Annotated in this window: 20 protein-coding genes; 6 read left to right on the top strand and 14 right to left on the bottom strand. The window is 62.5% G+C overall.

All coding sequences use genetic code 11. The annotated features are described in order from the left end of the window. Window positions 1-77: 77 nt before the first annotated feature. Entirely contained in the window at window positions 78-2,360 is a 2,283-nt protein-coding gene (locus tag HB675_RS01485) for a TonB-dependent siderophore receptor (protein WP_213875314.1), read from the bottom strand. Window positions 2,361-2,577: 217 nt separating this feature from the next. Between HB675_RS01485 and HB675_RS01480 the strand changes: the two genes are divergently transcribed. Continuing rightward, entirely contained in the window at window positions 2,578-3,258 is a 681-nt protein-coding gene (locus tag HB675_RS01480; RefSeq protein WP_213875313.1) for a Fe2+-dependent dioxygenase, read from the top strand. 1 nt (window position 3,259) lies between these two features. Then, window positions 3,260-4,003: a tetratricopeptide repeat protein gene (locus HB675_RS01475; protein WP_213875312.1), complete on the top strand. Its 744-nt coding sequence runs from the start codon at window positions 3,260-3,262 to the stop codon at window positions 4,001-4,003. Window positions 4,004-4,057: 54 nt separating this feature from the next. On the opposite strand, the gene yejK is transcribed toward HB675_RS01475, so the two are convergent. Continuing rightward, complete coding sequence (yejK, locus tag HB675_RS01470) at window positions 4,058-5,059, bottom strand: nucleoid-associated protein YejK (protein ID WP_213875311.1); 1,002 nt, start codon at window positions 5,057-5,059, stop codon at window positions 4,058-4,060. A 361-nt stretch (window positions 5,060-5,420) separates the two neighbouring features. On the opposite strand from yejK, the gene HB675_RS01465 reads away from it, so the two are divergent. After that, window positions 5,421-5,702: an HU family DNA-binding protein gene (locus tag HB675_RS01465; RefSeq protein WP_213875310.1), complete on the top strand. Its 282-nt coding sequence runs from the start codon at window positions 5,421-5,423 to the stop codon at window positions 5,700-5,702. A 61-nt stretch (window positions 5,703-5,763) separates the two neighbouring features. Here the strand turns inward: HB675_RS01465 and rlmF are convergent, their stop codons facing one another. The 4 genes from rlmF to HB675_RS01445 all read right to left on the bottom strand — a co-directional run bounded on the left by rlmF (window position 5,764) and on the right by HB675_RS01445 (window position 11,781). Then, window positions 5,764-6,678: a 23S rRNA (adenine(1618)-N(6))-methyltransferase RlmF gene (gene rlmF, locus HB675_RS01460; RefSeq protein ID WP_213875309.1), complete on the bottom strand. Its 915-nt coding sequence runs from the start codon at window positions 6,676-6,678 to the stop codon at window positions 5,764-5,766. 98 nt (window positions 6,679-6,776) lie between these two features. Next, window positions 6,777-9,623: a valine--tRNA ligase gene (locus HB675_RS01455; RefSeq protein WP_213875308.1), complete on the bottom strand. Its 2,847-nt coding sequence runs from the start codon at window positions 9,621-9,623 to the stop codon at window positions 6,777-6,779. A 110-nt stretch (window positions 9,624-9,733) separates the two neighbouring features. Then, window positions 9,734-10,708, bottom strand: coding sequence for a transcriptional regulator GcvA (gcvA, locus tag HB675_RS01450; protein WP_213875307.1), 975 nt, complete (start codon window positions 10,706-10,708; stop codon window positions 9,734-9,736). Next, complete coding sequence (locus HB675_RS01445; protein WP_213875306.1) at window positions 10,708-11,781, bottom strand: LLM class flavin-dependent oxidoreductase; 1,074 nt, start codon at window positions 11,779-11,781, stop codon at window positions 10,708-10,710. The genes gcvA and HB675_RS01445 overlap by 1 nt, the downstream gene beginning before the upstream one ends. 194 nt (window positions 11,782-11,975) lie before the next feature. Here HB675_RS01445 and HB675_RS01440 point away from each other — a divergent pair, with 194 nt between their 5' ends. Further along, on the top strand, window positions 11,976-13,043 hold the full coding sequence (locus HB675_RS01440; protein WP_213875305.1) for an LLM class flavin-dependent oxidoreductase: 1,068 nt from the start codon (window positions 11,976-11,978) through the stop codon (window positions 13,041-13,043). 1 nt (window position 13,044) lies between these two features. Here the strand turns inward: HB675_RS01440 and HB675_RS01435 are convergent, their stop codons facing one another. From HB675_RS01435 to HB675_RS01425, 3 genes are all read right to left on the bottom strand, one after another. Further along, window positions 13,045-13,440 (bottom strand): DNA polymerase III subunit chi, encoded by a 396-nt coding sequence (locus HB675_RS01435; protein ID WP_213875304.1) that lies wholly within the window; start codon window positions 13,438-13,440, stop codon window positions 13,045-13,047. Window positions 13,441-13,447: 7 nt separating this feature from the next. Continuing rightward, window positions 13,448-13,876: a DNA polymerase III subunit chi gene (locus HB675_RS01430; protein ID WP_213875303.1), complete on the bottom strand. Its 429-nt coding sequence runs from the start codon at window positions 13,874-13,876 to the stop codon at window positions 13,448-13,450. Between the two features lie 128 nt (window positions 13,877-14,004). Continuing rightward, window positions 14,005-15,495 carry a leucyl aminopeptidase gene (locus HB675_RS01425; RefSeq protein ID WP_213875302.1) on the bottom strand — a complete coding sequence of 497 codons (1,491 nt, stop codon included), beginning with the start codon at window positions 15,493-15,495 and terminating at the stop codon, window positions 14,005-14,007. A 288-nt stretch (window positions 15,496-15,783) separates the two neighbouring features. Between HB675_RS01425 and lptF the strand changes: the two genes are divergently transcribed. Both lptF and lptG read left to right on the top strand, forming a co-directional pair. After that, window positions 15,784-16,899 (top strand): LPS export ABC transporter permease LptF, encoded by a 1,116-nt coding sequence (gene lptF, locus HB675_RS01420; RefSeq protein ID WP_213875301.1) that lies wholly within the window; start codon window positions 15,784-15,786, stop codon window positions 16,897-16,899. Beyond that, a complete protein-coding gene (lptG, locus tag HB675_RS01415) occupies window positions 16,892-17,953 on the top strand; it encodes an LPS export ABC transporter permease LptG (protein ID WP_213875300.1) in 1,062 nt (353 codons plus the stop codon). The genes lptF and lptG overlap by 8 nt, the downstream gene beginning before the upstream one ends. Before the next feature lie 121 nt (window positions 17,954-18,074). On the opposite strand, the gene HB675_RS01410 is transcribed toward lptG, so the two are convergent. The 5 genes from HB675_RS01410 to HB675_RS01390 all read right to left on the bottom strand — a co-directional run bounded on the left by HB675_RS01410 (window position 18,075) and on the right by HB675_RS01390 (window position 24,730). Then, a complete protein-coding gene (locus tag HB675_RS01410) occupies window positions 18,075-18,287 on the bottom strand; it encodes a cold-shock protein (protein ID WP_003227496.1) in 213 nt (70 codons plus the stop codon). 333 nt (window positions 18,288-18,620) lie between these two features. After that, window positions 18,621-19,745 carry a glycine cleavage system aminomethyltransferase GcvT gene (gene gcvT / locus HB675_RS01405; RefSeq protein WP_213875299.1) on the bottom strand — a complete coding sequence of 375 codons (1,125 nt, stop codon included), beginning with the start codon at window positions 19,743-19,745 and terminating at the stop codon, window positions 18,621-18,623. A gap of 77 nt (window positions 19,746-19,822) precedes the next feature. Continuing rightward, complete coding sequence (gene gcvP / locus HB675_RS01400) at window positions 19,823-22,690, bottom strand: aminomethyl-transferring glycine dehydrogenase (RefSeq protein WP_213875298.1); 2,868 nt, start codon at window positions 22,688-22,690, stop codon at window positions 19,823-19,825. A gap of 11 nt (window positions 22,691-22,701) precedes the next feature. Beyond that, window positions 22,702-23,079, bottom strand: a complete 378-nt coding sequence (gene gcvH, locus HB675_RS01395; protein WP_213875297.1) for a glycine cleavage system protein GcvH — start codon at window positions 23,077-23,079, stop codon at window positions 22,702-22,704. A gap of 292 nt (window positions 23,080-23,371) precedes the next feature. Beyond that, entirely contained in the window at window positions 23,372-24,730 is a 1,359-nt protein-coding gene (locus tag HB675_RS01390; protein ID WP_213875296.1) for a carbohydrate porin, read from the bottom strand. Between the last annotated feature and the right edge of the window lie 261 nt (window positions 24,731-24,991).

The raw sequence follows: 24,991 nt of genomic DNA, 5'->3' as shown, positions 1-24,991 counted from the left end.
ATAATGCGAATGCGTATTACTTTCAGACAAAAGCCCCGCTGACAGAAGTCAGCAGGGCGGGTAGGTGCTGCGTTGGATCAGAAGTGGAAGTTGGTGTTGAACAACACGGTGCGTCCGGCGGCTTCGTTGGCGAAGTGCGCGGCGTAGGCCTTGTCGAAGTAGATCTTGTTGGTCAGGTTCTGCACGTTGACCTGGAAGTCGATGTGCTTGTTCAGCTTGTACGCGGCCATGGCGTCGTAGCGCACGTAGGACGGCACGTAGACGGTATTCGCGGTGTCACCATAGACCTCGTCGACATAAAAGGCGCCGCCGCCGATGGTCAGCTTCGGTGCCAACTGGTAGGTGGTCCACAGGGTGGCGCTGTTCTTCGGCACGTTGGGCATCTGGTTGCCGGCTTGCGACACGGCACCGGCAGTGACTGCGCCGTTGCGGCCCGGTACGCCGGCGCTGACCAGTTCGCTGTCCAGGTAGCTGTAGCCGGCAAAGACTTGCCATTTGTCGGTGAGCTTGCCGGTGGCCGACAGTTCGACGCCGTCCACTCGGGACTCGCCGGCGTTTTCATACAGGCCGGTGCTGACCAGTACGCGGGTGTTGGTCATTTCGGTGCGGAATACCGCGGCGGTCAGCGAGACGCGCTCGTTGAGGATGTCCCACTTGGTGCCCAGTTCGTAGTTCTTGGTGGTTTCCGGTTCCAGGTCGCTGCTGGCGGTGCCGGCGGTCAGCGGATTGCCGTCCGAGCCTTGGCCCACCAGGCCTCCGGCCGGGGTCGCGGAGGTGGCGAACGAGGCGTAGATACTGCCATTCGGTGCCGGTTTCCAGGTCAGGCCGGCTTGCCAGTTCCAGAAGTTGTTTTCACTGCTGGCGTGCACCGTTGGCGAGTTGGCAGTGGTGTCGAAGTGGTCGTAACGGCTGCCGACGTTGAGCAACCACGCCGGGGTCAGCTCGATGGTGTCGAAGGCATAGATCGAGCGGGTGTTGGCGTCGGTCTGGGTGGTGGCGTAGTTGCGCTTGATGGTGCCGCCGTAGGTGTCTTCCGGGTTCGGGTTGGTCAGCGAGGTGCAGTTGCCGCTGACGGTGTTGCCGGTGCCGGTGGGCGAGCAGTTGTTCAGGGCGCTGGTGCTGTAGGTGTAGCTGCTGGAGCGGCTGACTTCGCGGGTGAGCTCGATGCCGGTGGCGTAGCTGTTCTTCAGGCCCAGCAGGTTGAACTTGCCGCTCAGGTCGGTCTGGTTGGTGGTGGTTTCGGTGTTGGACACCAAGGTGTTGGCCCGGCGCCAAACGGTGCCGTAGCGGTTGACGTTGCGCTGGCTGTCGTCTGGCTGGGTGAGGATGTAGTCCTGGCCCGAGTTGCCGTGACGGAAGGTGTTTTTCACCGTCATGTCATCGTTGAAATCGTGTTCGAAGCTGATGGTGCCGATGTCGGTGCGGGTCTTGCGGAAGTCGCGGCCCTTGAGGCCGTAGAAGTTGTTACGGTCACCGCCGTAGTCGGGCTTGTCGTGCACGTGGGCAGTGGCGGTGGACGAGCTGTAGCCGTAAGGGATGCCCGAGTCCGGCAGGTCGTCGCTGTGCAGGTGGTAGAAGCTGAGGTTCAGGCGGTTGGCGGTGCCCATGCCGAAGGTCAGCGACGGAGCGATACCGTAGCGGTCGTAATTGACGTCGTCACGGCCGGCGACGTTCTGCTCGTGGGTCATCAGGTTCAGGCGAAAGCCCACGGTATCGGTGAGCTTGTGGTTGACGTCCAGGGTGTAGCGGCGGGTCTGGTCGGAACCGTAGGTGAAGCCGCCGTCGATGAAGTCGCGGTCCTTGGGCATCTTGCTGATCAAGTTGATGCTGCCGCCGGCCGAGCCGCGCCCGCCCATGGTGGAGTTGGGGCCCTTGCTGACTTCGATGGACTCGATATCGAAGATCTCGCGGCTCTGGGCGCCGGTGTCGCGCACGCCATCGATGAAGGTGTCGCCCTGGGCATCGAAGCCGCGAATGATCGGCCGGTCGCCTTGCGGGTTGCCGCCTTCGCCGGCGCCGAAGGTAATGCCGGGCACGGTGCGCAGCGCGTCTTGCAGGTTCAGCGCGGCGGTATCCTTGAGCACTTGTTGCGGGATGACAGTCACCGAGCGCGGTGTGTCCACCAGCGGTGCGGTGTATTTCACCGAAGCCGATTTCTCTACCTGGTAGTCGCCATCCTGCACTGCATCGCTGCTGATGTTGGTGGCGCCCAGGGAAATGTTGTTGCCCTCGGCTTTGGTCTCGGTGTCCTGAGCGGCCTGGGCCATCTGTGTGGCGGACGCAGCGCTGAGGGCCATGCCGATGGCGGAGGCGAGCAGGCGTGGTGAGTTGAGCGGATTCGGCTTCAGTTGTTGCGACATTGTTGGTGACCTTCCCCAAGGTTTGAAGGGGGCGGAATATAGGACCAACAGGGATTTGTTACAATTGAGATGCATTACTATTCGCGACTAATTTACATTCTTTACACATTGCCACGACAAATCTTCTACATTTTTGCTGCCAGCACGATCTCGACCCTGTTTTTAGGCAATAAGAATCAATACCATTGGTGACTTCTTGTTTTCAGGTGCTGCCGTCATGCTTTTACACATCCCCGGCGTGTTCATGCCCGACGAGGTTCTGCGCATCCGCCAGGCTCTGGAGCAGGCCGACTGGGCCGACGGCAAGATCACCGCCGGCCATCAATCGGCCAAGGCCAAGCACAACCTGCAACTGCCGGAGGGGCACCCGCTGGCCAAGGAAATCGGCGCGGCCTTGCTGGAACGGTTGTGGAGCAATCCGCTGTTCATGTCGGCGGCGTTACCGAACAAGGTGTTCCCGCCGCTGCTCAATTGCTACACCGCCGGTGGCCATTTCGATTTTCATATTGATAACGCCGTGCGCCAGTCTCGAGGTTCCATCGAGCGGGTGCGCACCGACCTGTCCTCGACCTTGTTTCTCAGTGACCCCGACGACTATGACGGCGGCGAACTGGTGATCCAGGACACCTACGGGACGCGCGAGCTGAAACTGCCTGCTGGCGACTTGCTGTTGTATCCCGGCACCAGCCTGCACAAGGTCAACGGGGTCAGCCGTGGGGCACGCTATGCGGCGTTTTTCTGGACCCAGAGCCTGGTGCGCGAGGACAGTCAGCGCACCCTGCTGTACGAGATGGACACCGCCATCCGCCACCTGAGCGCCGATGTGCCGGACCACCCGGCGTTGCTGCAGCTTACGGGTAATTACCACAATCTGCTGCGGCGCTGGGTCGAGGTCTGACATGGACTTTCGCATACGCCATCGCCAGCCGCTGGATGACGCCGGCTGGCGCACGCTGCTGGACGAGCACCCGGCGCGGGCCATTCTGGCGGCGGCCGGGGCAAATGACGTGGATGCCCAGGCACTGCTCGGGCAGATCCTGCTGGACGGGCGCGGCATTGATCGTGATCAGCCGCTGGCGCTGCAATGGTTTGCCATCGCGGCCGGCCGTGGGCATCTGATGGCGCGCAACATGCTCGGGCGTTGTCACGAGCATGGCTGGGGCTGTGAGGCGGACCCGAGCGTGGCCGCGCGGCATTATCGGTTGGCGGCCATGGCGGGGCTGGATTGGGCCATGTACAACTACGCCAACATGCTGGCCACCGGCCAGGGTGTGGCGGTGAATCAACCTCAGGCCCTGGGCTGGTACCGACTGGCGGCTGAGGCAGGGCATGCCAAATCGATGAACCTGCTGGGGCGTTATCTGGAGCAGGGGCTGGCCTGTGCGGTGGACGTGGCGCAGGCCCGACATTGGTATCGATGTTCTGCCGAGGCGGGGGATTTTCGTGGGCAGTTCAGCCATGCGTCGGTGCTGGCCGAGCTGGGCAATGTGGAGGCAGCGTTGAGCTGGTTTCAGCTAGCGCTGCACGGTGGCAACCTGAATTTCCTGCGAGTCAGCGGGCCGCTGCTGGCGCAGGCCGAAGATACGCGGGTGCGGGCGCTGGCAGCAGCGTATCAGGCGCAGATGGAGCATTTGACTGGCTAACCCCCCGTAAGACCGAGCTTGCTCGGAAACCAGGCGACGGTAACAGGCGCTGGCTCACCGTCGCTTCAACTGATCGGTCAATTGCGTCGGTAGCCCCTTGATGATCAAGGTCCCGGCCTCTTCGTCGTACTCGATCTTCGAGCCCAGCAGATGGGCCTCGAAACTGATGGACAGACCCTCGGCCCGACCGGTGAAACGGCGGAACTGATTCAAGGTGCGTTTATCCGCCGGAATCTCCGGCGAGAGGCCGTAATCCTTGTTGCGGATATGGTCGTAGAAGGCCCGCGGGCGGTCCTCGTCGATCAACCCGGACAACTCTTCCAGCCCCATGGGCTCGCCCATTTTCGACTGGCTGCTGGCGTAGTCCACCAGCGTCTGGGTTTTTTCCCGGGCCGACTCTTCGGGCAGGTCTTCGCTTTCGACGAAATCGCTGAAGGCCTTGAGCAAGGTACGGGTTTCGCCCGGGCCGTCGACACCTTCCTGGCAGCCGATGAAGTCGCGGAAGTATTCCGAGACCTTCTTGCCGTTCTTGCCCTTGATGAACGAGATGTACTGCTTGGACTGCTTGTTGTTCTGCCATTCGGAAATGTTGATGCGCGCTGCCAGGTGCAGTTGGCTCAGGTCCAGATGTCGCGAGGGCGTGACATCCAGTTGCGCGTTCACCGCCACGCCTTCGCTGTGATGCAGCAGGGCAATAGCCAGGTAGTCGGTCATGCCCTGTTGGTAGTGGGCAAACAGCACGTGGCCGCCGGTGGAGAGGTTGGATTCTTCCATCAGTTTTTGCAGGTGCTCGACCGCTTGGCGGCTGAACGCGGTGAAGTCCTGATCGGCGTCCAGATACTGCCGCAGCCAGCCGCTGAACGGATAGGCACCGGATTCGCCGTGGAACAGCCCCCAGGCTTTGCCTTGTTTAGCGTTATAGCTGTCGTTGAGGTCGGCCAGCAGGTTTTCGATGGCGGCGGATTCTCCCAGTTCCGAGTCGCGGGCATGCAGCACGGCGGGCGTGCCATCGGGTTTCTTGTCGATCAAATGGACGATGCTGTGACGGATCGGCATGGGCTACTCGGCGCTTGCGGCAAAGTCGCCAAGTGTAACGCAACTGGGCTTGCGGGGTGTTTTCGCTCCGTTAAAGCGTGCGTTTTGCCTAAAATTCAAACAATCGACCGATAAAGCGCCACAAATACCAAGCGAGTGGCGGATATTTATCTGTCTCTGTGCTAGTTTTGCCCGGTCTTGCGCGTTAGAGCCGCGTGAAACCCGCAGTCTGCTTGCGTTTGCGTCGAACCAAACGCCGATTTGTGCATCTACAGATGCGATTCGTATCTCTGTAGCCCAACGCCCTGATCCTGGTGAGTCTGGCCTGAGACTGACGCGGCATGCTGCATCCAAATGAATTTGATAGGGAAGGAACACCACCATGGCATTAACCAAAGACCAACTGATCGCCGACATCGCCGAAGCTATCGACGCGCCAAAAAACACCGCGCGTAACGCTCTCGAGCAACTCGGCCAGATTGTTGCCGATCAGTTGGAAAATGGCAGCGAAATCACTTTGCCAGGTATCGGCAAACTGAAAATCACCGAGCGCCCAGCGCGCACCGGTCGTAACCCGTCGACCGGCGCCGCGATCGAAATCGCTGCCAAGAAAGTCGTCAAGTTCGTACCGGCCAAAGTGCTGACCGACGCTGTCAACAAGTAAGACTGTCGTCCTACTGACCGTTTCAAAGAACCGTGTCGCGGGACCACCCGGACACGGTTTTTTATTGCCCGCTGTATGACCAGGCGACGAAGCGGCTGATCTTCTGGCCCTGACCCATCTCCACCACGCGCTGCTGTTTGACCCCGGCCTTGCGCAGGGCCACCTCGATGGCCGGCAGGTTGGACGCCTTGGACACCAGGGTGCTGAACCAGAGCACCTGCCGAGGCACCTCGGCGCTTTCGGCGATCAGCTGGGTGACGAAACGAATCTCGCCCCCCTCACACCACAATTCGTTGTTCTGGCCACCAAAATTGAGCACCGGCAGCTTGCGCTTGGGATCGGCCTTGCCCAGTGCCCGCCATTTGCGGCTGCTGCCCCGCGTGGCTTCTTCCAGGGAGGCATGAAACGGTGGGTTGCACATGACCAGGTCGAAGCGTTCGTCGGCCCGCAAGAGGCCCTGCAGGATGTCTCGCGGGTTGCCCTGCTGGCGCAGGCTGACGGCCTTGCCCAGACCATTGGCCTGGACGATGGCCTTGGCGGACGCCAAGGCCACTGGATCGATGTCCGTGCCGACGAACTGCCAGCGGTAATCGCTGTGGCCCAGCAGCGGGTAGATGCAGTTGGCACCGGTGCCGATGTCCAGCACTCGCACGCCAGCGCCACGGGGAATCTCGCCGCCATGGCTTTCACCAAGCAGGTCGGCCAGTGCATGCACATAGTCGGCGCGGCCGGGGATCGGCGGGCACAGGTAACCGGCGGGGATGTCCCAGTGGGCAATGCCGTACAGGGCCTTGAGCAGCGCGCGGTTGAACACCTTTACCGCTTCCGGGTTGGCGAAGTCGATGCTTTGCTTGCCGTAGGGGTTGAGGATGACAAAGCGTGCGAGCTCGGGGCTGTTTTTGATCAGTTGCGGGAAGTCGTAACGGCCCTGGTGACGGTTGCGGGGGTGGAAGGTGGGTTTTGCTGGGGTTGTCATGGAATGTCCGTGGCCGTGCGGACGCCATCGCCTGCAGGACCGAGCAAGCTCGGTCCTGCAGGCGATGAGGCCATCAGCAGCAGTAAAGATATAGCCTGTTACAAACTGGCAATCCGCGCATGCTGCTCGGCCAGCTTGGCCAGTGCCTGCTCGGACTCGGCCAGCTTGGCGCGTTCCTTGTCGATCACCGCCGGCGGCGCCTTGTCGACGAAGGCGGCGTTGGACAGCTTGCCGCCCACCCGTTGCACTTCACCTTGCAGGCGCAGGATTTCCTTGTCCAGCCGCGCCAGCTCGGCATCCTTGTCGATCAGCCCGGCCATGGGCACCAGCACTTCCATCTCGCCCACCAGCGCCGTGGCGCTGAGCGGCGCTTCGGCGCCTGGCGCCAGCACGGTGATGGATTCCAGCTTGGCCAGCTTTTTCAACAGGGCTTCGTTTTCCACCAGGCGACGCTGGTCTTCGCTGCTGGCATTGCGCACGAAAATCTGCAATGGCTTGCCTGGCCCGATGTTCATTTCGCCACGGATATTGCGCGTGCCCAGCATCAGCGCCTTGAGCCACTCGATGTCGTCTTCGGCAGCGGCATCGATGCGGCTTTCGTTGGCCACCGGCCACGGCTGCAACATGATGGTCTTGCCTTCGGCACCCACCAGCGGCGCCAGGCGCTGCCAGATTTCTTCGGTAATGAATGGCATGAACGGATGGGCCAGGCGCAGGGCCACTTCCAATACCCTCACCAGCGTGCGACGGGTGCCGCGCTGGCGTTCGACCGGCGCGTTCTCGTCCCACAGCACCGGCTTGGACAGTTCCAGGTACCAGTCGCAATACTGGTTCCAGATGAACTCGTAGAGCGCCTGGGCAGCGAGGTCGAAGCGGAACTGGTCGAGCTGGCGGGTCACTTCGGCTTCGGTGCGTTGCAGCTGCGAAATGATCCAGCGGTCGGCCAGCGACAGCTCATAGGCTTCGCCGTTCTGGCCGCAGTCGTCGCCCTTGTCCAGCACGTAGCGGGCGGCGTTCCAGATCTTGTTGCAGAAGTTGCGGTAACCCTCGACGCGGCCCATGTCGAACTTGATGTCGCGGCCGGTGGAGGCCAGCGAGCAGAAGGTGAAGCGCAGGGCGTCGGTGCCATAGCTGGCAATGCCGTCGGCGAACTCGTCGCGGGTCTGCTTCTCGATCTTCTTGGCCAGCTTGGGTTGCATCATGCCGGAGGTGCGTTTCTGCACCAGGGCTTCAAGTTCGATGCCGTCGATGATGTCCAGCGGGTCGAGGACGTTGCCCTTGGACTTGGACATCTTCTGGCCCTGGCCATCTCGCACCAGGCCGTGGACGTAGACGGTCTTGAACGGCACTTGCGGGGTTCCGTCCTCGTTCTTCACCAGGTGCATGGTCAGCATGATCATCCGGGCGACCCAGAAGAAAATGATGTCGAAGCCGGTGACCAGCACGTCGGTGGAGTGGAATTTCTTCAGGAACTCGGTCTGCTCCGGCCAGCCCAGGGTGGAGAAGGTCCACAACCCGGAACTGAACCAGGTGTCCAGTACGTCGTTGTCCTGATTGAGGCTGACGTCGGCGGCGATGCCGTGCTTGCTGCGCACTTCGGCTTCGCTGCGGCCCACGTAGACCTTGCCGCTCTCGTCGTACCAGGCCGGAATGCGGTGGCCCCACCAGAGTTGCCGGCTGATGCACCAGTCCTGGATGTCGCGCATCCACGAGAAGTACATGTTCTCGTATTGTTTGGGCACGAACTGGATGCGGCCGTCTTCCACGGCGGCGATGGCCGGCTCGGCCAACGGCTTGGTCGATACGTACCACTGGTCGGTCAGCCACGGTTCGATGATAGTGCCCGAGCGGTCGCCCTTCGGTACTTTCAAGGCGTGGTCGTCGACGCTCACCAGCAAGCCGGCAGCGTCAAAGGCAGCGACGATCTGCTTGCGCGCTTCGAAGCGGTCGAGGCCGGCGTATTCGGCCGGGATGTTGCCGACGATGCTCTCGTTGAGCTTGCCGTCCAGGTTGAACACTTGGCAGGCCGGCAGCACGGCGGCATTCTTGTCGAAGATGTTCAGCAGCGGCAGGTTGTGACGCTTGCCGACTTCGTAGTCGTTGAAATCGTGGGCCGGGGTGATCTTCACGCAACCGGTACCGAATGCCGGGTCGCAGTAATCGTCGGCGATGATCGGAATGCGGCGGCCCACCAGGGGCAGCTCGACGAACTTGCCGATCAGGGCTTGATAGCGCTCATCGTTCGGGTTCACGGCGACGGCGGCGTCGCCCAGCATGGTTTCCGGACGGGTGGTGGCGACGATCAGGTAGTCATTGCCCTCGGCGGTTTTCGCGCCGTCAGCCAATGGGTACTTGAGGTTCCACAGGAAACCCTTCTCGTCATGGTTTTCCACTTCGAGGTCGGAAATCGCCGTGTGCAGCTTGGTGTCCCAGTTCACCAGACGCTTGCCGCGGTAGATCAGGCCGTCTTCGTGCAGGCGCACGAAGGCTTCCTTGACTGCCTCGGACAGGCCGTCGTCCATGGTGAAACGCTCGCGGCTCCAGTCCACCGACGAGCCCAGGCGACGGATCTGTCGGCTGATGTTTCCACCGGACTGCTCCTTCCATTCCCAGACCTTGTCGAGGAAGGCTTCGCGGCCCAGGTCGTGACGGCTCTGGCCTTGGGCTTCGAGTTGGCGCTCCACCAGCATCTGCGTAGCGATACCGGCGTGGTCGGTGCCCGGCTGCCACAGGGTGTCGCGACCCTGCATGCGGCGAAAACGGATCAAGGCGTCCATGATCGCGTTGTTGAACCCGTGGCCCATGTGCAGGCTGCCCGTCACGTTCGGCGGCGGGATCATGATGGTGTACGCGTCCCCCGAGCCCTGCGGCGCGAAGTAGTTTTCCGACTCCCAGGTCTGGTACCAGGAGGTTTCGATGGCGTGCGGCTGGTAGGTCTTGTCCATGCGCGGGGGGACCCTTAGGCATTAATTTGGGAAAGCCGAGCAGTATAACGGGGATGGGCGGAGGATGGAAAAGAGTGTGATGGGAGGAGGGGCGCAGGTTGTATGGGGCGCTACCGCGCGGCAATCGCCTCCAACGCCTCACGCCCCAGCCACTCGCGAAACTCGGCGATGGCCGGCTTGTTGGCGAATGCCGGGCTGGTCAGCAGATAAAAGCCTTCCTCGGTGCGCAGCTCGGTCGCAAAGGGCCGGACCAGCCGCCCGGATTTCAGATCGCTTTCCACCAGCAGATAGCTGGCCAATCCGATGCCCTGGCCTTGGGCCACGGCTTCGAGCATCACCCCCGGCTCATTGAAATACAGGGTGTCGGCAAAGCTCACGCCGCGCACGCCGGCGGCTTCGAACCATTCGCTCCAGTAACCGCTGTTGACCACCTGCAACAGGGTATGGCGGGTCAGTGCCTGGGGATTTTCCAGCGGCCCCTCGGTTTCCAGCAGGCGTGGGCTGCACACCGGAAAGATCGGCTCTTCGCCCAAGGGCGTGGCGAGCACGCCGGGCCAGTGGCCGTTGCCCCAGCGGATGGCGACGTCGATGTCCTGGCGGTCGAAATCCACCGGGTCGGAAGAGGCCAGCAGGGTGATGCGGATTTTCGGGAATTGCTCCATGAAGCGCTTGAGCCGTGGCACCAGCCAGCGGCTGGCGAGGGCTGGCGCCGCGTTGACGCAAAGCACGCTCGGGATGTCCGGGTCGATGACCCGTTCGCAGACTCGGCTGAGCATGCTCAAGGCTTCATGGGCGACGTCGGCCAGGGCGGTGCCTTCGCGGGTGAGTTCGATGCGCCGGGGCAGGCGGCGAAACAGGCGCACTTCAAGGAAGTCTTCCAGCTGACGAATCTGCTGGCTGACCGCCGAGGGGGTGACGCACAGTTCGGCGGCCGCGCCGGTGAAGCTGCCGCAGCGGGCGGCGGCGTCGAAGACGCGGAACAGGTTGAGGGGGGGGAGGCGCGAGAAGCGTCGGCCGTTGCGGCTCTCGGTGACAGGCAGTGGCTCGCCGGCTGCCGCCTGTGGCACGGGCGTGATTCGACCCATCAAGCGGCGTCCTGCGCTTGTGGCCCGCAAATGTGCAAAAGCGATTCAAGTTGGGGCATGACGTCACTGCCGAATCGCTCCATCGACGCCAGTGTTTCCCGCCGGCCGATGCCGGCAAAGCCCATGAAGCACGACAGGTGGGAGGGCTGCAGGGTGGTCAACTCGTGGTGCAGGCGCTCGGCGCAGTACTCGGCCGAGCCGATCACGGCGTTTTCCAGAAAGTCATCCAGTGGCGGCTCGTCATTGAGCGGCATCAGGCGCAGAAAGGGTCCGTCCTTGATCGGTTGGGCCCGTGACAGGGGGATTGCGGCCCGCGCCAGGTTGCGCACACAGGCGGCGGCGTGGGTGGCTTCTTCGGCGCAATCGGTCACATAGATGTAGCGTTGAATGGCGAGCGGCATGGCAGCGGCATTCCCTCCAGCATCGGTCCAGCGCTGGGCAATCAGCTCGCGAAACTGGCTGGCGGCGGCCAGCCCGCGATGGCCGAAACTCATGAATGGGGTATGGCCACCCTGCACCATGCGTGCCAGTACCTGCGGGTTGCTGCTGGCTACGAACACCTCTGGCATGGCCAGGCCGAACGGGCGCATGGACAGCTCCGTGCGCGGCACGTGATAGTGCTGCCCCTCGAACGCTACGGTGCCGGTGGTCAGCCCCTGCTCAATGATGGTCCAGGCTTCCAGCATGCGCTCGTAGCGCTGCTCCGGGGCGATCTGAAAACGCTCGAATTCATAGGGCTGATAGCCACTGCCCAGCCCCAGGACCAGCCGACCGCGGGTCATCAAATCGACGAACGCCAGCTCCTGCACCACGCGCAACGGTTGGTAGAAAGGCAAAGCCAGTACCCCAGGCCCCAGGCGGATGCGCGAGGTCTCGGGGGCGCAGTGGGCGACCATCAACAGCGCGGAAGGGCAGATGGAATGGTTGGTGAAATGGTGCTCGGCAAACCAGGCGATGTCGAAGCCCAGCTCCTCGGCCATGCGCACCATGTCCACGGTCGTGCGCAGGACCGACGCCGGCGAGGTGTTGCGGTCGTACAGCCCCATGAGGTTGAACAGTCCCAGCTTGACCATCGCAGCAGCCCCAGGCAGCAAAATCTCAGGCTACCGGGGCCAGAGAGGTCCGGCAATCAAGCGGTTCTAATGCATGGATTAGCAGAGGTTAATCGAGCTCTCGGGCAAGCCAGGCTAATCGCCGGGCAAGGATTGATCGTTTGTCACGCGGCCGACGTCGGGCCAAGACTGCGCTTTTACCCTGGGCGTATGTCATGAACTTCGGAATCTTCAACTTGATGGGCTTGCGCGACAACCCGCGCGGCGTAGCCGGCGTGATCGATGACACCACGAGCATGGTCAAGCTCGCCGAGGACATCGGTTTCGATATCGCCTGGTTCGCCGAGCATCACTTCACCAACTATTCCATCAGCGTCTCGCCGCTGATGATGGCGGCCTTCATGGCCGGCAAGACCGAACGGATTCGTCTCGGCGCCGGGGTGGTGGTGTTGCCGCTGTACCACCCGATGCGCGTGGCTCAGGAAATCGCCTTGCTGGACCAGCAGAGCGGCGGGCGGGCAGTGATCGGCGTCGGCACGGGCTATCAGGCATACGAGTTCGAGCGCTTCGGCGCGGACGTGGCACAGAAAACCGAGATGTTCCTGGAGTACTGGGCCGTGGTGGAGCAGGCGCTGACCCAGGGGCAGGTCGCGTTCGAGGGGCGGTTTATCCAGGTGCCGGACACCCGCATCACCGTGCGGCCGGTGCAGCAGCCCATGCCGGCGTTGTTCTGCACCTCGCCCAGCCCGCAGATTCTGCGCCAATTGGCACGCTGGAACGCCACGCCCTTCGTCACCGCCGGCTGGCGCGGCTCGAAGGCCTTGCCGGGGCTGGTAGACAAGGTCCGCAGCAGCTGGGTGGCTGCAGGGTTGGAGGCCGCACGCATGCCAGTAGCATTGCAGCAATATATCCATGTCACCGACAGCAAGAGCGAGGCACTGGAAGCGGCGGAGCGCGCCCGTTATGTGGGGCGGATGGTGACGGCGCTGCGCTCGCCTGATCTGGTGCTGGACGGCTCCTTCGTCCAGGCCCCGGCATTCGAGGATGAGCCACCGCTGGAAACATTCCGCGACAACCTGATCATCGGCGATGCCCATTACGTGGCTGAACGGATGGTCGCGGAGATCCGCGAATTGGACCCCCTGCACTACAACGGTTTCTTCCAGTTTGGCGACATGCCGATCAGTCGGGCCCGGCGCTCGCTGGAGCGCTTCGGTGCCGAAGTGATCCCGCTGCTGGAGCGCGAGTTGGGGCCGCTGGAAGCGATCGGCCTGAAGGGTTGAGTCAGGGTTGCAACAGGCGCTCCAGGCGCGCCTCGAGACGCCGCTTGATCTCGGTCTCGATGTGCGGGGCGAAATCGTCGATGACGTCCTGCATGATCTGCTGCGCCGCGCTGCGCAGGTCGGCGTCCAGGTGCAGCAAGGTGTCCTGGCGGTTGCGCTCGGGGGTCGCTTCGGCCACGGCCGGCCTGGCCAGTGGCGCTGCAGCGGCCGAGGGGGCTTGTTGCAGTGCCTCGGTTTCGCCTTCGACATCCAACAGCAAGGGAATCTGCTCGCGCTCGTGGGGCACGGCTTCAGTCAGCAACGGCGGTTGCAATGTTTCGTCGCCGAGCAACTGGCGGATCGACTCGAGGTCGTCCAGCAGGTGCGCGGACTTGGGCAGTGGCTTGAAGTTATCCATCTTGAACTCAAATTCGCTGTAGGCGGTGATCCTGCAAAGGATAGCCGCGTTCACGGTAGAAACGGAAACTCTCCCGGGCGGCCTGACGGATTGCCGGTTCTTCGACGACGATTTCGGCGATGCGCGCGAAACTCTCGAAAAAGGCCGGGACCTTCAGGTCCAGGTTGACCAACAAGTCGTTATGGGTGCCGGGTGTTTCGCCGATGCCCAGGGTGATTTGGGCGTCGGGGTCGTCTTCCACCACGTTGTGGGGCACGAAGCTTTCCCCCTTGAACGACCACAGGCGCGCATCCAGTGCCTCGCGCTGGGCGGCATCGCTGCAATGCAGGTGGATGCAGTGGCCCAGGCGCCAGGCCTTTTCGACGAGCTTGCAGGCGAAGTCCAGCCGCGCCTCGGGGAGCGGCGTGGGGAGGATGTAGAAGTCGATCTGTGGCATAGGGATAAGCCTTGTTTCCGGCCGGCAATCATGACGCCCCTGCAGGACCGAGCTAGCTCGGGAAGCCGGCGGTGCGTTCTTCCCGAGCAAGCTCGGTCCTACCGGGCAAGGCTTTGGCTTTGAAACAGTTAAACCCCGGCGCGGTCCAGCAGGTACTGGGTCAGCAGCGGTACTGGGCGGCCGGTGGCGCCTTTGTCCTTGCCGCCGCTCAGCCAGGCAGTCCCGGCGATGTCCAGGTGCGCCCAGTGGTAAGCCTTGGTAAAGCGCGACAGGAAGCAGCCAGCGGTAATTGCGCCGCCCTTGGGGCCGCCAATGTTGGCGATGTCGGCGAACGGGCTGTCGAGTTGCTCCTGGTATTCGTCGAACAGCGGCAGCTGCCAGCAGCGGTCGTCGGCTTGCTTGCCGGCGCTGAGCAGTTGCCCGACCAGATCGTCGTTGTTGCTCATCAGGCCCGAGGTGTGGCCGCCCAGGGCAACGACGCAGGCGCCGGTCAGGGTGGCGATGTCGATCACTGCCTGCGGCTTGAAGCGTTCGGCGTAGGTCAGCGCGTCGCACAGCACCAGACGGCCTTCAGCGTCGGTGTTGAGGATTTCGACGGTCTGCCCGCTCATGGTCTCGACGATGTCGCCAGGGCGGGTGGCACTGCCGCTGGGCATGTTCTCGGCGCAGGCCATGATGCACACCAGGTTGATCGGCAGCTCCAGCTCCAGCACCGCGCGCAAGGTGCCGAACACACTGGCGGCGCCGCACATGTCGTACTTCATTTCATCCATGTTCGCCGCCGGCTTGATGCTGATGCCGCCGGTGTCGAAGGTGATGCCCTTGCCCACCAGCACGTAGGGCTGGTCGCCTTTCTTGGCGCCCTGGTACTGGGCGACGATCAGGCGTGGCGGCTGTTCGCTGCCCTGGGCCACGGCCAGGAACGAGCCCATGCCCAGTTCCTTGATTTTCTTCTCGTCGTGCACTTCGACCTTGAGGTTCTTGTGCGACTTGGCCAGGCTCTTGGCCGCCTCGCCGAGGAAGGTCGGGTGGCAGAGGTTGGGCGGCAGGTTGCCCAGGTCGCGGGTGAAGCTCATGCCGCTGGCGATAGCGGTCGCATGGCGCACGGCACGCTCGACTTCAGGCTGCAGCGACTTGGTGGTCAGCAGGGTGATTTTCTTCAGGGCGCGGGGTTCGGCTTTCTGGCTTTTGAAGCGGTCGAAGACGTACTGGCCGTCGAGCAGGGTTTCGGCCAGCAGGCGGGTCTTGCCGTAGGCGTCGCGGTTCTTGATGGTCAGACTGTCCAGCGCAAATACGGCGTCGCTGCCGCCCAGGCCCTTGAGGACGTTGAGCACGGCCGTGGCCAGTTTACGCCATGGGCGATCGCCCAGTTCGCCTTCCTTGCCGGTGCCCACCAGCAGTACGCGCTCGGCCTTGAGGTTGGGAACATGGCTCAGCAGCAGGGTCTGGCCGGGTTTGCCGGCCAGGTCGCCACGCTTGAGCACGGCGCTGATGGCACCATTGCTGAGGCTGTCGATCTTGGCGGCAACGGTGCCTAGAACCTGGTCTTCACCCACGGCGATGACCAGTGTGGCGGTTTTCAATGTGTCGGCGTTGACGCTTTTTACTACCAATTCCATATCCGGGCCCCTGGCTGACAGTCGGTTGCGCCGGGACCTGCCCGGCGAGTGAGGCGGCAAGATCGATGCTTGCGCCAAAGCGCCCAGTTTGAGCCTTGCCGGCCGGCCCTGACAACCCTTGGATAAAGGCATTGAGCAGCAATGCCCTATGCCAAGTGACAGGCAGGGGCATTCACAGGATAATGCGCCAAATTTTTCGCGAGCTCTGCGTTGCGGGTTGCCCCGGCTGCGGGCCTGTCGTGTATTGCTTGTCGGGTCTTTCTGGCTCGACAACCTGGAGTGTCTGGTTTGATCGTCTCTCGCTATCTGTCCCGTGAAGTCCTGGTCACCATGAGCGCCGTCAGTGCGGTGCTGCTGGTCATCATCATGAGTGGACGCTTCATCAAGTACCTGGCCCAGGCGGCTTCGGGCGCACTGGACCCCAGTTCCCTGTTCATGATCATGGGGTTCCGGATGCCCGGCTTCCTGACCTTGATCCTGCCGCTGGGGTTATTCCTCGGGATACTGCTGGCCTATGGCCGGTTGTACCTGGAAAGCGAAATGACCGTGCTCTCGGCCACCGGGATGAGCCAGCAGCGCTTGCTGGCGATCACCATGGTGCCGGCGTTGCTGGTCGCCCTGATCGTGGCCTGGCTGTCGTTCAGTCTGGCCCCGCAAGGTGCGGCACGGTTTGCCCAACTGCTCAACCAGCAGGATGCGCTGACCGAGTTCGATACCTTGGTGCCGGGTCGCTTCCAGGCCTTGCGCGACGGCAGCCGGGTGACCTACACCGAGACCCTGACCGAAGATCGGGTCAACATGGGCAACGTGTTCATTTCGCAGAAGCGCCTGTCCCAGACTCAGAAAAAAGATGAAGGCATCACCGTGCTGGTCGGTGAAAAGGGGCGCCAGGAAACCCACCCGGACGGCACCCGCTTCCTGATCCTCACCAACGGCTACCGCTACGACGGCAATCCGGGCGAGGCCAACTACCGCTCCATCAAGTACGACACCTACGGCGTGCTGCTGCCCAAGCCCGACGTCACCGATGACGTGACGGAAAAGGACGCCCTGCCAACGTCCTCGCTGCTCAAGCCCGACGGTGACAAGGCCGAGTTGCAGTGGCGCATTTCGTTGCCGTTGCTGGTGTTCATCGTCACCTTGATGGCGGTACCGCTGTCCCGGGCCAATCCGCGTCAGGGTCGTTTCCTCAAGCTGCTGCCGGCGATCCTTCTGTACATGTCTTACCTGACGATTCTGATTTCGGCCCGTGGCGCGCTCGAGAAGGGCCGCATCCCCCAGTCCCTGGGCTTGTGGTGGGTGCACGCAATCTTCCTGGTGATCGGCATCGGCCTGATGTACTGGGAGCCACTGAGACTCAAGCTGGCGAGTCGCCGCGCGGCACGGGAGATCGGCCATGCGTAAGCTCGACCGTTACATCGGCCGCAGCGTGCTGACGGCCATCCTGGCGGTACTGGGGATCATTCTCGGGCTGGCTTCGCTGTTCGCCTTCATTGATGAAATGAGTGACGTTACCGCAGCCTATACCGCGTCCGATGCCGGCATTTTCGTCTTGATGACCGCCCCGCGACGGATGTATGACCAACTGCCCATGGCGTCCTTGATCGGCTGCCTGGTCGGCCTGGGCGCGCTGGCCAGCAGCAGTGAGCTGACCATCATGCGCGCGGCCGGGGTTTCGATCGGGCGCATTGTCTGGTCGGTAATGAAGCCGATGCTGCTGTTGATGGTCTGCGGTGTGCTGGTCGGCGAATACATTGCTCCGCCGCTGGAGAATATCGCCCAGGCACAGCGCTCGTTCCTGCAGGGACAGGGCGACGCGCAGACTGGACGGCACGGCGTATGGCACCGCGAGGGTGAGCAGTTCATCCATATCAACGCCGTACAGCCCAAAGGCCTGCTGCTGGGTGTGACCCGTTACACGTTTGACGATCAGCGCCACCTGCTGGAGGCCGGGTTTGCCAAGAAGGCGCAGTACACCGACGGCAAGTGGGTGCTGAGCGATGTCACGACTACCCTGTTTCACGAGAACAGTACGGAAATCGTCACCAGCGCATCCCTGCCTTGGGTGGTGAGCCTGACCCCGCAATTGCTGGATACCGTCGTCGTACCGCCCGAGGCACTGTCCATCAGCGGCTTGTGGAGCTACATCCAATACCTGTCCGATCAAGGCCTGAACAATGGCAAGTACTGGCTGGCGTTCTGGACCAAGGTTCTGCAGCCGCTGGTCACGGCGGCCCTGGTGCTGATGGCAATCTCGTTCATTTTTGGCCCGCTGCGCTCGGTGACCCTCGGTCAGCGCGTATTTACCGGGGTACTGGTGGGCTTTGTGTTCAAGATTGTTCAAGACTTGCTGGGGCCATCGAGCCTGGTGTTCGGCTTCACGCCGCTGTTGGCGGTGGCCGGGCCGGCAGCGGTCTGTGCGTTGGCAGGGTTTTGGTTGCTGCGCCGGGCGGGGTGATGGGTAGTCGCCCGCGATGGCCTTGTCGCGGGCGACTACGTTGTCCCATTGAAATAGAGCTCTGCCCACAAAAAAGCCCCCTGCTGTCGCCAGCAGGGGGCTTTTTTGTGAATGCGGCGAATCAGGCTTCGGCTTGGACTTCGTCAGCCTGCATGCCCTTCTGGCCTTGCACGGCAACGAAGGTCACTTTCTGGCCTTCTTTCAGGCTTTTGAAGCCGTTGCCCTGGATGGCGCGGAAGTGGACGAACAGATCTGGCCCGCTCTCTGGAGTGATAAAACCAAAACCTTTTTCGTCGTTAAACCACTTGACGGTACCGCTCTGACGAGTCGACATAGCTCTTTCCCTTGGAACTTGAAATTAATAACAGCGTCTTCCACCTGGAAGATTACTGGGGCTGCATTGCAGGAAAACAACAGACGTCGAACGGGTTGTAGCAAAGCTCAGAGCTACTGCCCAGGTCACCATCCTCGCGACCCATGCAAACACAGTAGGGAAACTCTACGCCAACTTCCGCCAGAAAAACAAGCCCTCTGAAACAGGGCTTTTAGTTCTTTTTGTCGAGTTTCAGACGCTTTTTTTCCGACGCTGCAAAGGTGACATTTTAATTGCACAACATCGGTGCCGCTGTAGGACGAAGGCGCCAAAAGGCGTCACTTCCGACCCTTTTCAGGTGCGAACGTAGCGCTGTGGCACAAACGGCATGCGGCTGACCTTCACCGCCACCCGCTTGCCGCGCACCAGGGCCCAAACTGAGGTGTCCAATGGGCTGTGGGCAAGGTCGACATAACCCATTGCCACCGGCGCCCCCAGTGTCGGGCCGAAACCGCCGCTGCAGACGCTGCCGATGACCTGCCCCGCATCGTCCACCAGCTCGGCCCCTTCCCGCACGGGTGTGCGCTCCTGAGGCAGCAGGCCCACGCGCTTGCGCACCACGCTGGCCGCCTGCTGGGCGAAGATTGCGGCGCTGCCGGGAAAGCCGCCAGCACGGGCGCCGTCGACCCGGCGGGTTTTCGATATTGCCCACAGCAGGCTGGCTTCGATCGGGGTGATCTGTTCGTTCATGTCATGGCCGTACAGGCACAGACCGGCTTCCAGACGTAACGAGTCGCGAGCGCCGAGGCCGACAGGAGCGACTTCCGGCTCTTGCAGCAGACGCCGAGCCAGGACTTCGGCCTGAGCGGCGGGAACCGAAATCTCGTAGCCGTCCTCACCGGTATACCCGGAGCGGCTGACGTAGCAGTCCACACCCAACAACGACACCGTGGTGAACTGCATGAAGGTCATGCTCGCCACTTCCGGCGCCAGCCGGGACAATACCGTGACGGCTTCCGGACCTTGCAGGGCCAGCAGCGCGCGCTCCTGGAACAACGGCTCGATGTCGCACTGTCCGGCCAGATGCTGGCGCAGGTGGGCCAGGTCTTGATCCTTGCACGCGGCGTTGACTACCAGCATCAAGGTGTCATTGCCCAGGTTGGCGACCATCAGGTCATCGAGGATGCCGCCTCGCTCGTTGGTGAACAGCGCATAGCGCTGCAGGCCCACGGGCAGGTCGATGATGTCCACCGGCACCAGGCTTTCCAGTGCAGCGGCGGCGCCCGCGCCGCGCAGGCGGATCTGGCCCATGTGCGAGACGTCGAACAGGCCCGCCTGTTCGCGGGTGTGCAGGTGCTCCTTGAGCACCCCCAAGGGGTACTGGACCGGCATGTCGTACCCGGCGAAGGGGACCATACGCGCGCCGAGCTCGAGGTGCAGGGCGTGCAGCGGGGTTTGTTGCAGGATGTCCGTGGACATGGGGGATTCCTTTGTGGGGCTTATCGCGGGTTTTGCAGGTCCTCACAGAGGCGTGTGCGAAGCCCGCGATGGCGTCTTCACGCCTCTTGATAAGCCTCGATGGACGGGCAGGCGCACACCAGGTTGCGGTCACCGAACACGTTGTCGACCCGACCCACCGGCGGCCAGTATTTGTTTTGCACCAACGACGGCAGCGGGTACACGGCCTGTTCTCGGCTGTAGGGGTGAGTCCACTCGCCGACCATTTCCTCGGCGGTGTGCGGCGCATTTTTCAACGGGTTGTCCGTGGCATCCAGGCGTCCTTCTTCCACGGCGCGGATTTCCTCGCGGATCTTGACCATGGCATCGCAGAAACGGTCCAGTTCTTCACGGGACTCGCTTTCCGTCGGCTCGATCATCAAGGTGCCGGCCACAGGGAACGACATGGTCGGTGCGTGGAAACCGAAGTCGATCAGGCGCTTGGCCACGTCATCGACGCTGATGCCACTGCTGTCCTTGAGTGGGCGCAGGTCGAGGATGCATTCGTGGGCCACCAGGCCATTGCTGCCGGTGTAGAGCACCGGGTAGTGCTCTTCCAGACGCCGGGCAATGTAGTTGGCATTGAGGATGGCCAGTTGCGAGGCGCGGGTCAGACCGGCGCCGCCCATCATGCGGATGTACATCCAGGTGATGGGCAGGATGCTGGCGCTGCCGAAGGGCGCGGCGCAGACCGCACCTTGCTTGCGGGCCATGGTCGCGTGCCCTGGCAGGAACGGTGCCAGGTGCGACTTGACGCCGATCGGGCCGACACCCGGGCCACCGCCGCCGTGGGGAATGCAGAAGGTCTTGTGCAGGTTGAGGTGCGACACGTCGCCACCGAACTGTCCGGGGGCGCAGAGGCCGACCATGGCGTTCATGTTGGCGCCGTCGATATACACCTGGCCGCCGTTGTCGTGAACGATGGCGCAGATCTCGCGGATCGCTTCCTCGAACACACCGTGGGTCGACGGGTAGGTGATCATCAGTGCAGCAAGCTGGTCGCGATGTTCGAGGGCCTTGGCACGCAGGTCCTCGACGTCGACATTGCCGCGGGCATCGCAGGCGGTGACCACCACGCGCATACCGGCCATGTGCGCAGTCGCCGGGTTGGTGCCGTGGGCCGAGGAGGGGATCAGGCAGATGTCGCGGCGGTCTTCGCCACGGCTCTGGTGATAGGCGCGGATGGCCAGAAGGCCCGCGTATTCGCCCTGGGAGCCGGCGTTGGGCTGCAAGGACACGGCATCGTAGCCGGTCGCCGCGCACAACATCTGTTCCAGTTCCTGGGTGAGCTGTTGGTAGCCCTGGCTTTGCTCCGCCGGCGCAAAGGGGTGCAGGTTGCCGAACTCGGCCCAGGTCACCGGGATCATTTCGCTGGCGGCATTGAGCTTCATGGTGCACGAGCCCAGCGGGATCATGGTGCGGTCCAGCGCCAGGTCCTTGTCGGCGAGGCGGCGCAGGTAGCGCATCAGCTCGGTTTCGGAGTGATAGCGGTTGAACACCGGGTGGGTCAGGATCGGCGACTGGCGCAGCAGGGCTTCGGGCAGACGGCTCTGCACGGCATCGGCCAGCGCGGCGAAGGACGGTGCGCTGCCGAACACGGCCCACAGGGCCTCGACGTCGGCCTGGGTGCTGGTTTCATCGAGCGACACGCCGAGGCGTTCGCCATCGATTTCCCGCAGGTTGATGCCGACGGCGTGGGCTTTGGCATGCAGCGGGGCAGTGGCGCTGCCGGTGGCCAAGGTCAGCGTGTCGAAGAAATGCTGCTGCTCGACCGTCACGCCGAGCGCGTTGAAGCCGTCGGCCAGAATCGCAGTGAGCGCGTGGGTGCGCCGAGCGATCTGTTGCAGGCCGGCCGGGCCGTGGTACACAGCGTACATGCTGGCGATGTTGGCCAACAGCACCTGGGCGGTGCAGATGTTGCTGGTGGCTTTCTCGCGGCGGATATGTTGCTCGCGGGTCTGCATGGCCAGGCGCAGGGCCGGCTTGCCATGACGGTCGATGGACATGCCGACCAGGCGCCCGGGCATGTCGCGCTTGAACGCGTCACGGGTGGAGAAGTAGGCCGCATGCGGGCCACCAAAACCCAGTGGTACGCCAAAGCGCTGGGCGCTGCCGATGGCCACGTCGGCACCGAACTCGCCAGGTGGGGTCAGCAAAGTCAGGGCCAGCAGGTCGGCGGCCACGGCCACCAGTGCATTGACGCTATGGAAGCGTTCGACCAGCGCGCTGTGGTCGAGCACATCGCCGTTGCTGGCCGGGTATTGCAGCAGGGCGCCGAAGAACGGGCTGACATCGCTCAGGGTCAGTTCGTCACCCACCACGATTTCGATGCCCAGCGGCTCGGCGCGGGTGCGTAACACATCCAGGGTTTGCGGGTGGCAGTGGCTGGATGCGAAGAAGGCATGGCCGTTCTTGTTCTTGCTCAGGCGCTTGCAGAAGGTCATGGCCTCGGCCGCAGCGGTGGCCTCGTCGAGCAGCGAAGCGTTGGCGATCGGCAGACCGGTGAGGTCGCTGATCAGGGTCTGGAAGTTGAGCAGTGATTCCAGTCGGCCTTGGGAAATTTCCGGTTGATAAGGCGTGTAGGCGGTGTACCAAGCCGGATTTTCCAGCAGATTGCGCAGGATCGGTGCCGGTGTGTGGGTGTTGTAGTAACCCTGGCCAATCCAGTTCTTGAACAGTTCGTTGCGCTGGGCAATGGCCTTGATGGCCGCCAGCGCCTCGGCTTCGCTCTGTCCGGCGTCCATGCTCAGCACGCTGGTGCCTTTGATGCTCTGGGGGATGACGCTGGCGCTCAGGGACTCGAGGCTGTCATGCCCCAGGGTCTTGAGCATGGCCAGCTCGTCGGCAGGACGCGGGCCGATGTGGCGGGCAATGAATTCGTTGTCGGTGCTCAGGGCTACCGAACTCAGGGCAGTGTGTTGCGTCATGTGCTGTGTCCTCAACCTTGGGCGCTGATCAAATCATCGTAGGCTTGTTGGTCGAGAAGTGCTTCGACCTGTTGGGTGTCTGTGGGGACGAAGCGGAAAAACCAGCCGCTGCCCAAGGGTTCTTCGTTGACGAGTTCGGGGGCATCGTTGAGCAGGGTGTTGATAGCCACTACATTGCCGTCCAGCGGCATGTTGATGCTGCTGGCGGCTTTCACCGATTCCACTACCGAGACTTCGGCATTTTTGGCGTAGCTGGCAAGATCGGGTAACTGCACGAAAACCACGTCACCCAGGGCGTCCTGGGCAAAGGGGGTGATGCCCACAGTGACAGTGCCATCGGTTTCGGCGCGCAGCCATTCGTGTTCGGCGGTGAAGCGCAACTGACTCATCCAGACTCCTCAAAGGCCTGCGTAATCGCAGCAGGCAACGGCGTAATTGATGAGTTGGATAGCAAGTTCGTTGCCAACTGGGTCAGGCCAATGAATACGGGCAGTTGGCCGAAGCTGGGGAAAGCTCGGATGTAATGAAATCGCTACAGCGGGGGGCGTTCGCGGGGTCAGTGCCCCGAAACGAGTGAGTGAGGCGGGTGTCAAGAATTCGTTACGGCGTAATTGAATCGCTACGCCTCAGGGGTAACCCTGGAGGACCGAGCAAGCTCGCTCCTCCAGGTCTGGGGTGGCATCAGAACACCGAGGTGACCTGCATGCCGAACACCAACGCATTGTTGGTTTCACGCACGCCGTCCGGGTCGCGGATCCACTGCAGGTTAGGCATGATCTGCACCCACTTGGTCGCCTGGATGCCGTAGTTCAGCTCGGTGGCCACTTCAGTGTGTTGCTCTGGCACATAACCGGCATCGCCATAGCTCAGGCCGCTTGCCTCGTTAGCGTTGCGAGCATTGCGCAGGAACTCGGAGCTGGCGTGGATGCGTGCGATACCGAAGCCCAGGCTGTCAGCCGGACGGGCATTGAACGGGCCTTTGTAGACCAGTTCGACCTTCTGGTAGCTGTCCACGGCGGTGGTCTGGCGGTCCTGGAAGGTGGCGCTCGCGGTGACGGTCAAGCCGCGGGAAATATCGCCGTCGACCGAAGTCAGCTGCTGCTTGGCCACCAGCCAGCCGCCATGACGGCCGGAGTCAGTGCGGTAGGCATCGCCGGTCAAGCCGGCCGACTGGCCGTTGACGTCATGGTAGACGTCCGTGGCGTCGGCAGTGCTGTGGTAGTAGCCGACGCGGTATTCACCCGGCAGCTTGTTGACTTTGGGTGCCCAGACCAGTTCGACCGGTACCAGGGTACCCTTGGTGCCCGAACCGTTGAGCTTGAAGCCGTTGTCGTTGTCCAGGTCCGACGGATTGATGTTGAACGCACCGATCTGGGCGTAGATCTCGTCGGTGAAGCGGTAACGCACACGGGCCGCCCACTGACTGATCGGGCCGTTGTAGATGCTGTCGACATAGTTGCCTGGCTGCGAGCCACAGAACGCCAGGCCCTGGAAGGAGCAATCTTCCACAGCGAATTCGTCGCTGACCGCCTGACGGCCGACCTTGACGCTCAGCTTGTCGTCGAACCAGCCTTTGCTGATCCACAATTCGCTCAGGCGGGTGACGCTGCCGCGACCCTGGATTTCCTGGGTGGAACCCATGAACGACGCACGAGGATCGTTGATCTGCTCGTTGAGGTTGTCGCCGTTACGGTTGGTGATCGAGAGGCTGGCGGCCGCGTCGTTCCAGCCCATGAGTTTTTGCAGATCGAGGTTGGCCCCGATGTTCCACTGGTCGGCGTAGCGGGTGGCACGGTCGTTCTTCTTGTAGCCGCCGTGCAGGCTGCTGGCCGATTCGCCGGTGTAGCCCATCACGATGTCCACACCCTTGTTCAACAGGTCGGTGCGCAGGCCCCCCCAGTCGCCAGTCATCCACGGCGAGTCGACCGCAAACGCATCGGCTGCCTGGGCGCTCACGGTCCAGCTGGAGGCAGCGCAGAGGGACAGCAGCAGAGTGAGTGCCTGGCGCTGGCGCGGCTGGCGAATTTGGGTGCGAGGCATATTGGGGGCTCCATGGTGTTATCCGTGCACGACCGACTCGGTTGCGCATTTTTGTTAGTTGCTTCAGGCCGCCACACCCGATAACAGCAGCGGCGCGTTAAAGAAGATTTAACGGAACTTCGGGGGCTGAACTTCCCTCCATTCTTCAGTCTTCCGGTACTCCGCGCCTGGTGTTAATGAATAAATCTTCAGGCCCGGAATAGAGCGGTCGCAGGAGGGTACGCGACAGATGGTCGCGGATGATCATAGATTTTCAAGATA

It is taken from the genome of Pseudomonas sp. dw_358, from assembly GCF_018449655.1.
In the GTDB taxonomy this organism is placed as follows: Bacteria; Pseudomonadota; Gammaproteobacteria; order Pseudomonadales; family Pseudomonadaceae; genus Aquipseudomonas.
Note: the sequence above shows the minus strand (reverse complement) of the source record. Positions and strands in the feature narration are given on the sequence as shown.

Excerpts from the sequence above, each read along its gene's own strand:
- HB675_RS01485 (WP_213875314.1), bottom strand. The coding sequence starts at position 2,360 with ATGTCGCAACAACTGAAGCCGAATCCGCTCAACTCACCACGCCTGCTC.
- HB675_RS01480 (WP_213875313.1), top strand. The coding sequence starts at position 2,578 with ATGCTTTTACACATCCCCGGCGTGTTCATGCCCGACGAGGTTCTGCGC.
- HB675_RS01475 (WP_213875312.1), top strand. The coding sequence starts at position 3,260 with ATGGACTTTCGCATACGCCATCGCCAGCCGCTGGATGACGCCGGCTGG.
- yejK (WP_213875311.1), bottom strand. The coding sequence starts at position 5,059 with ATGCCGATCCGTCACAGCATCGTCCATTTGATCGACAAGAAACCCGAT.
- HB675_RS01465 (WP_213875310.1), top strand. The coding sequence starts at position 5,421 with ATGGCATTAACCAAAGACCAACTGATCGCCGACATCGCCGAAGCTATC.
- rlmF (WP_213875309.1), bottom strand. The coding sequence starts at position 6,678 with ATGACAACCCCAGCAAAACCCACCTTCCACCCCCGCAACCGTCACCAG.
- HB675_RS01455 (WP_213875308.1), bottom strand. The coding sequence starts at position 9,623 with ATGGACAAGACCTACCAGCCGCACGCCATCGAAACCTCCTGGTACCAG.
- gcvA (WP_213875307.1), bottom strand. The coding sequence starts at position 10,708 with ATGGGTCGAATCACGCCCGTGCCACAGGCGGCAGCCGGCGAGCCACTG.
- HB675_RS01445 (WP_213875306.1), bottom strand. The coding sequence starts at position 11,781 with ATGGTCAAGCTGGGACTGTTCAACCTCATGGGGCTGTACGACCGCAAC.
- HB675_RS01440 (WP_213875305.1), top strand. The coding sequence starts at position 11,976 with ATGAACTTCGGAATCTTCAACTTGATGGGCTTGCGCGACAACCCGCGC.
- HB675_RS01435 (WP_213875304.1), bottom strand. The coding sequence starts at position 13,440 with ATGGATAACTTCAAGCCACTGCCCAAGTCCGCGCACCTGCTGGACGAC.
- HB675_RS01430 (WP_213875303.1), bottom strand. The coding sequence starts at position 13,876 with ATGCCACAGATCGACTTCTACATCCTCCCCACGCCGCTCCCCGAGGCG.
- HB675_RS01425 (WP_213875302.1), bottom strand. The coding sequence starts at position 15,495 with ATGGAATTGGTAGTAAAAAGCGTCAACGCCGACACATTGAAAACCGCC.
- lptG (WP_213875300.1), top strand. The coding sequence starts at position 16,892 with ATGCGTAAGCTCGACCGTTACATCGGCCGCAGCGTGCTGACGGCCATC.
- HB675_RS01410 (WP_003227496.1), bottom strand. The coding sequence starts at position 18,287 with ATGTCGACTCGTCAGAGCGGTACCGTCAAGTGGTTTAACGACGAAAAA.
- gcvT (WP_213875299.1), bottom strand. The coding sequence starts at position 19,745 with ATGTCCACGGACATCCTGCAACAAACCCCGCTGCACGCCCTGCACCTC.
- gcvP (WP_213875298.1), bottom strand. The coding sequence starts at position 22,690 with ATGACGCAACACACTGCCCTGAGTTCGGTAGCCCTGAGCACCGACAAC.
- gcvH (WP_213875297.1), bottom strand. The coding sequence starts at position 23,079 with ATGAGTCAGTTGCGCTTCACCGCCGAACACGAATGGCTGCGCGCCGAA.
- HB675_RS01390 (WP_213875296.1), bottom strand. The coding sequence starts at position 24,730 with ATGCCTCGCACCCAAATTCGCCAGCCGCGCCAGCGCCAGGCACTCACT.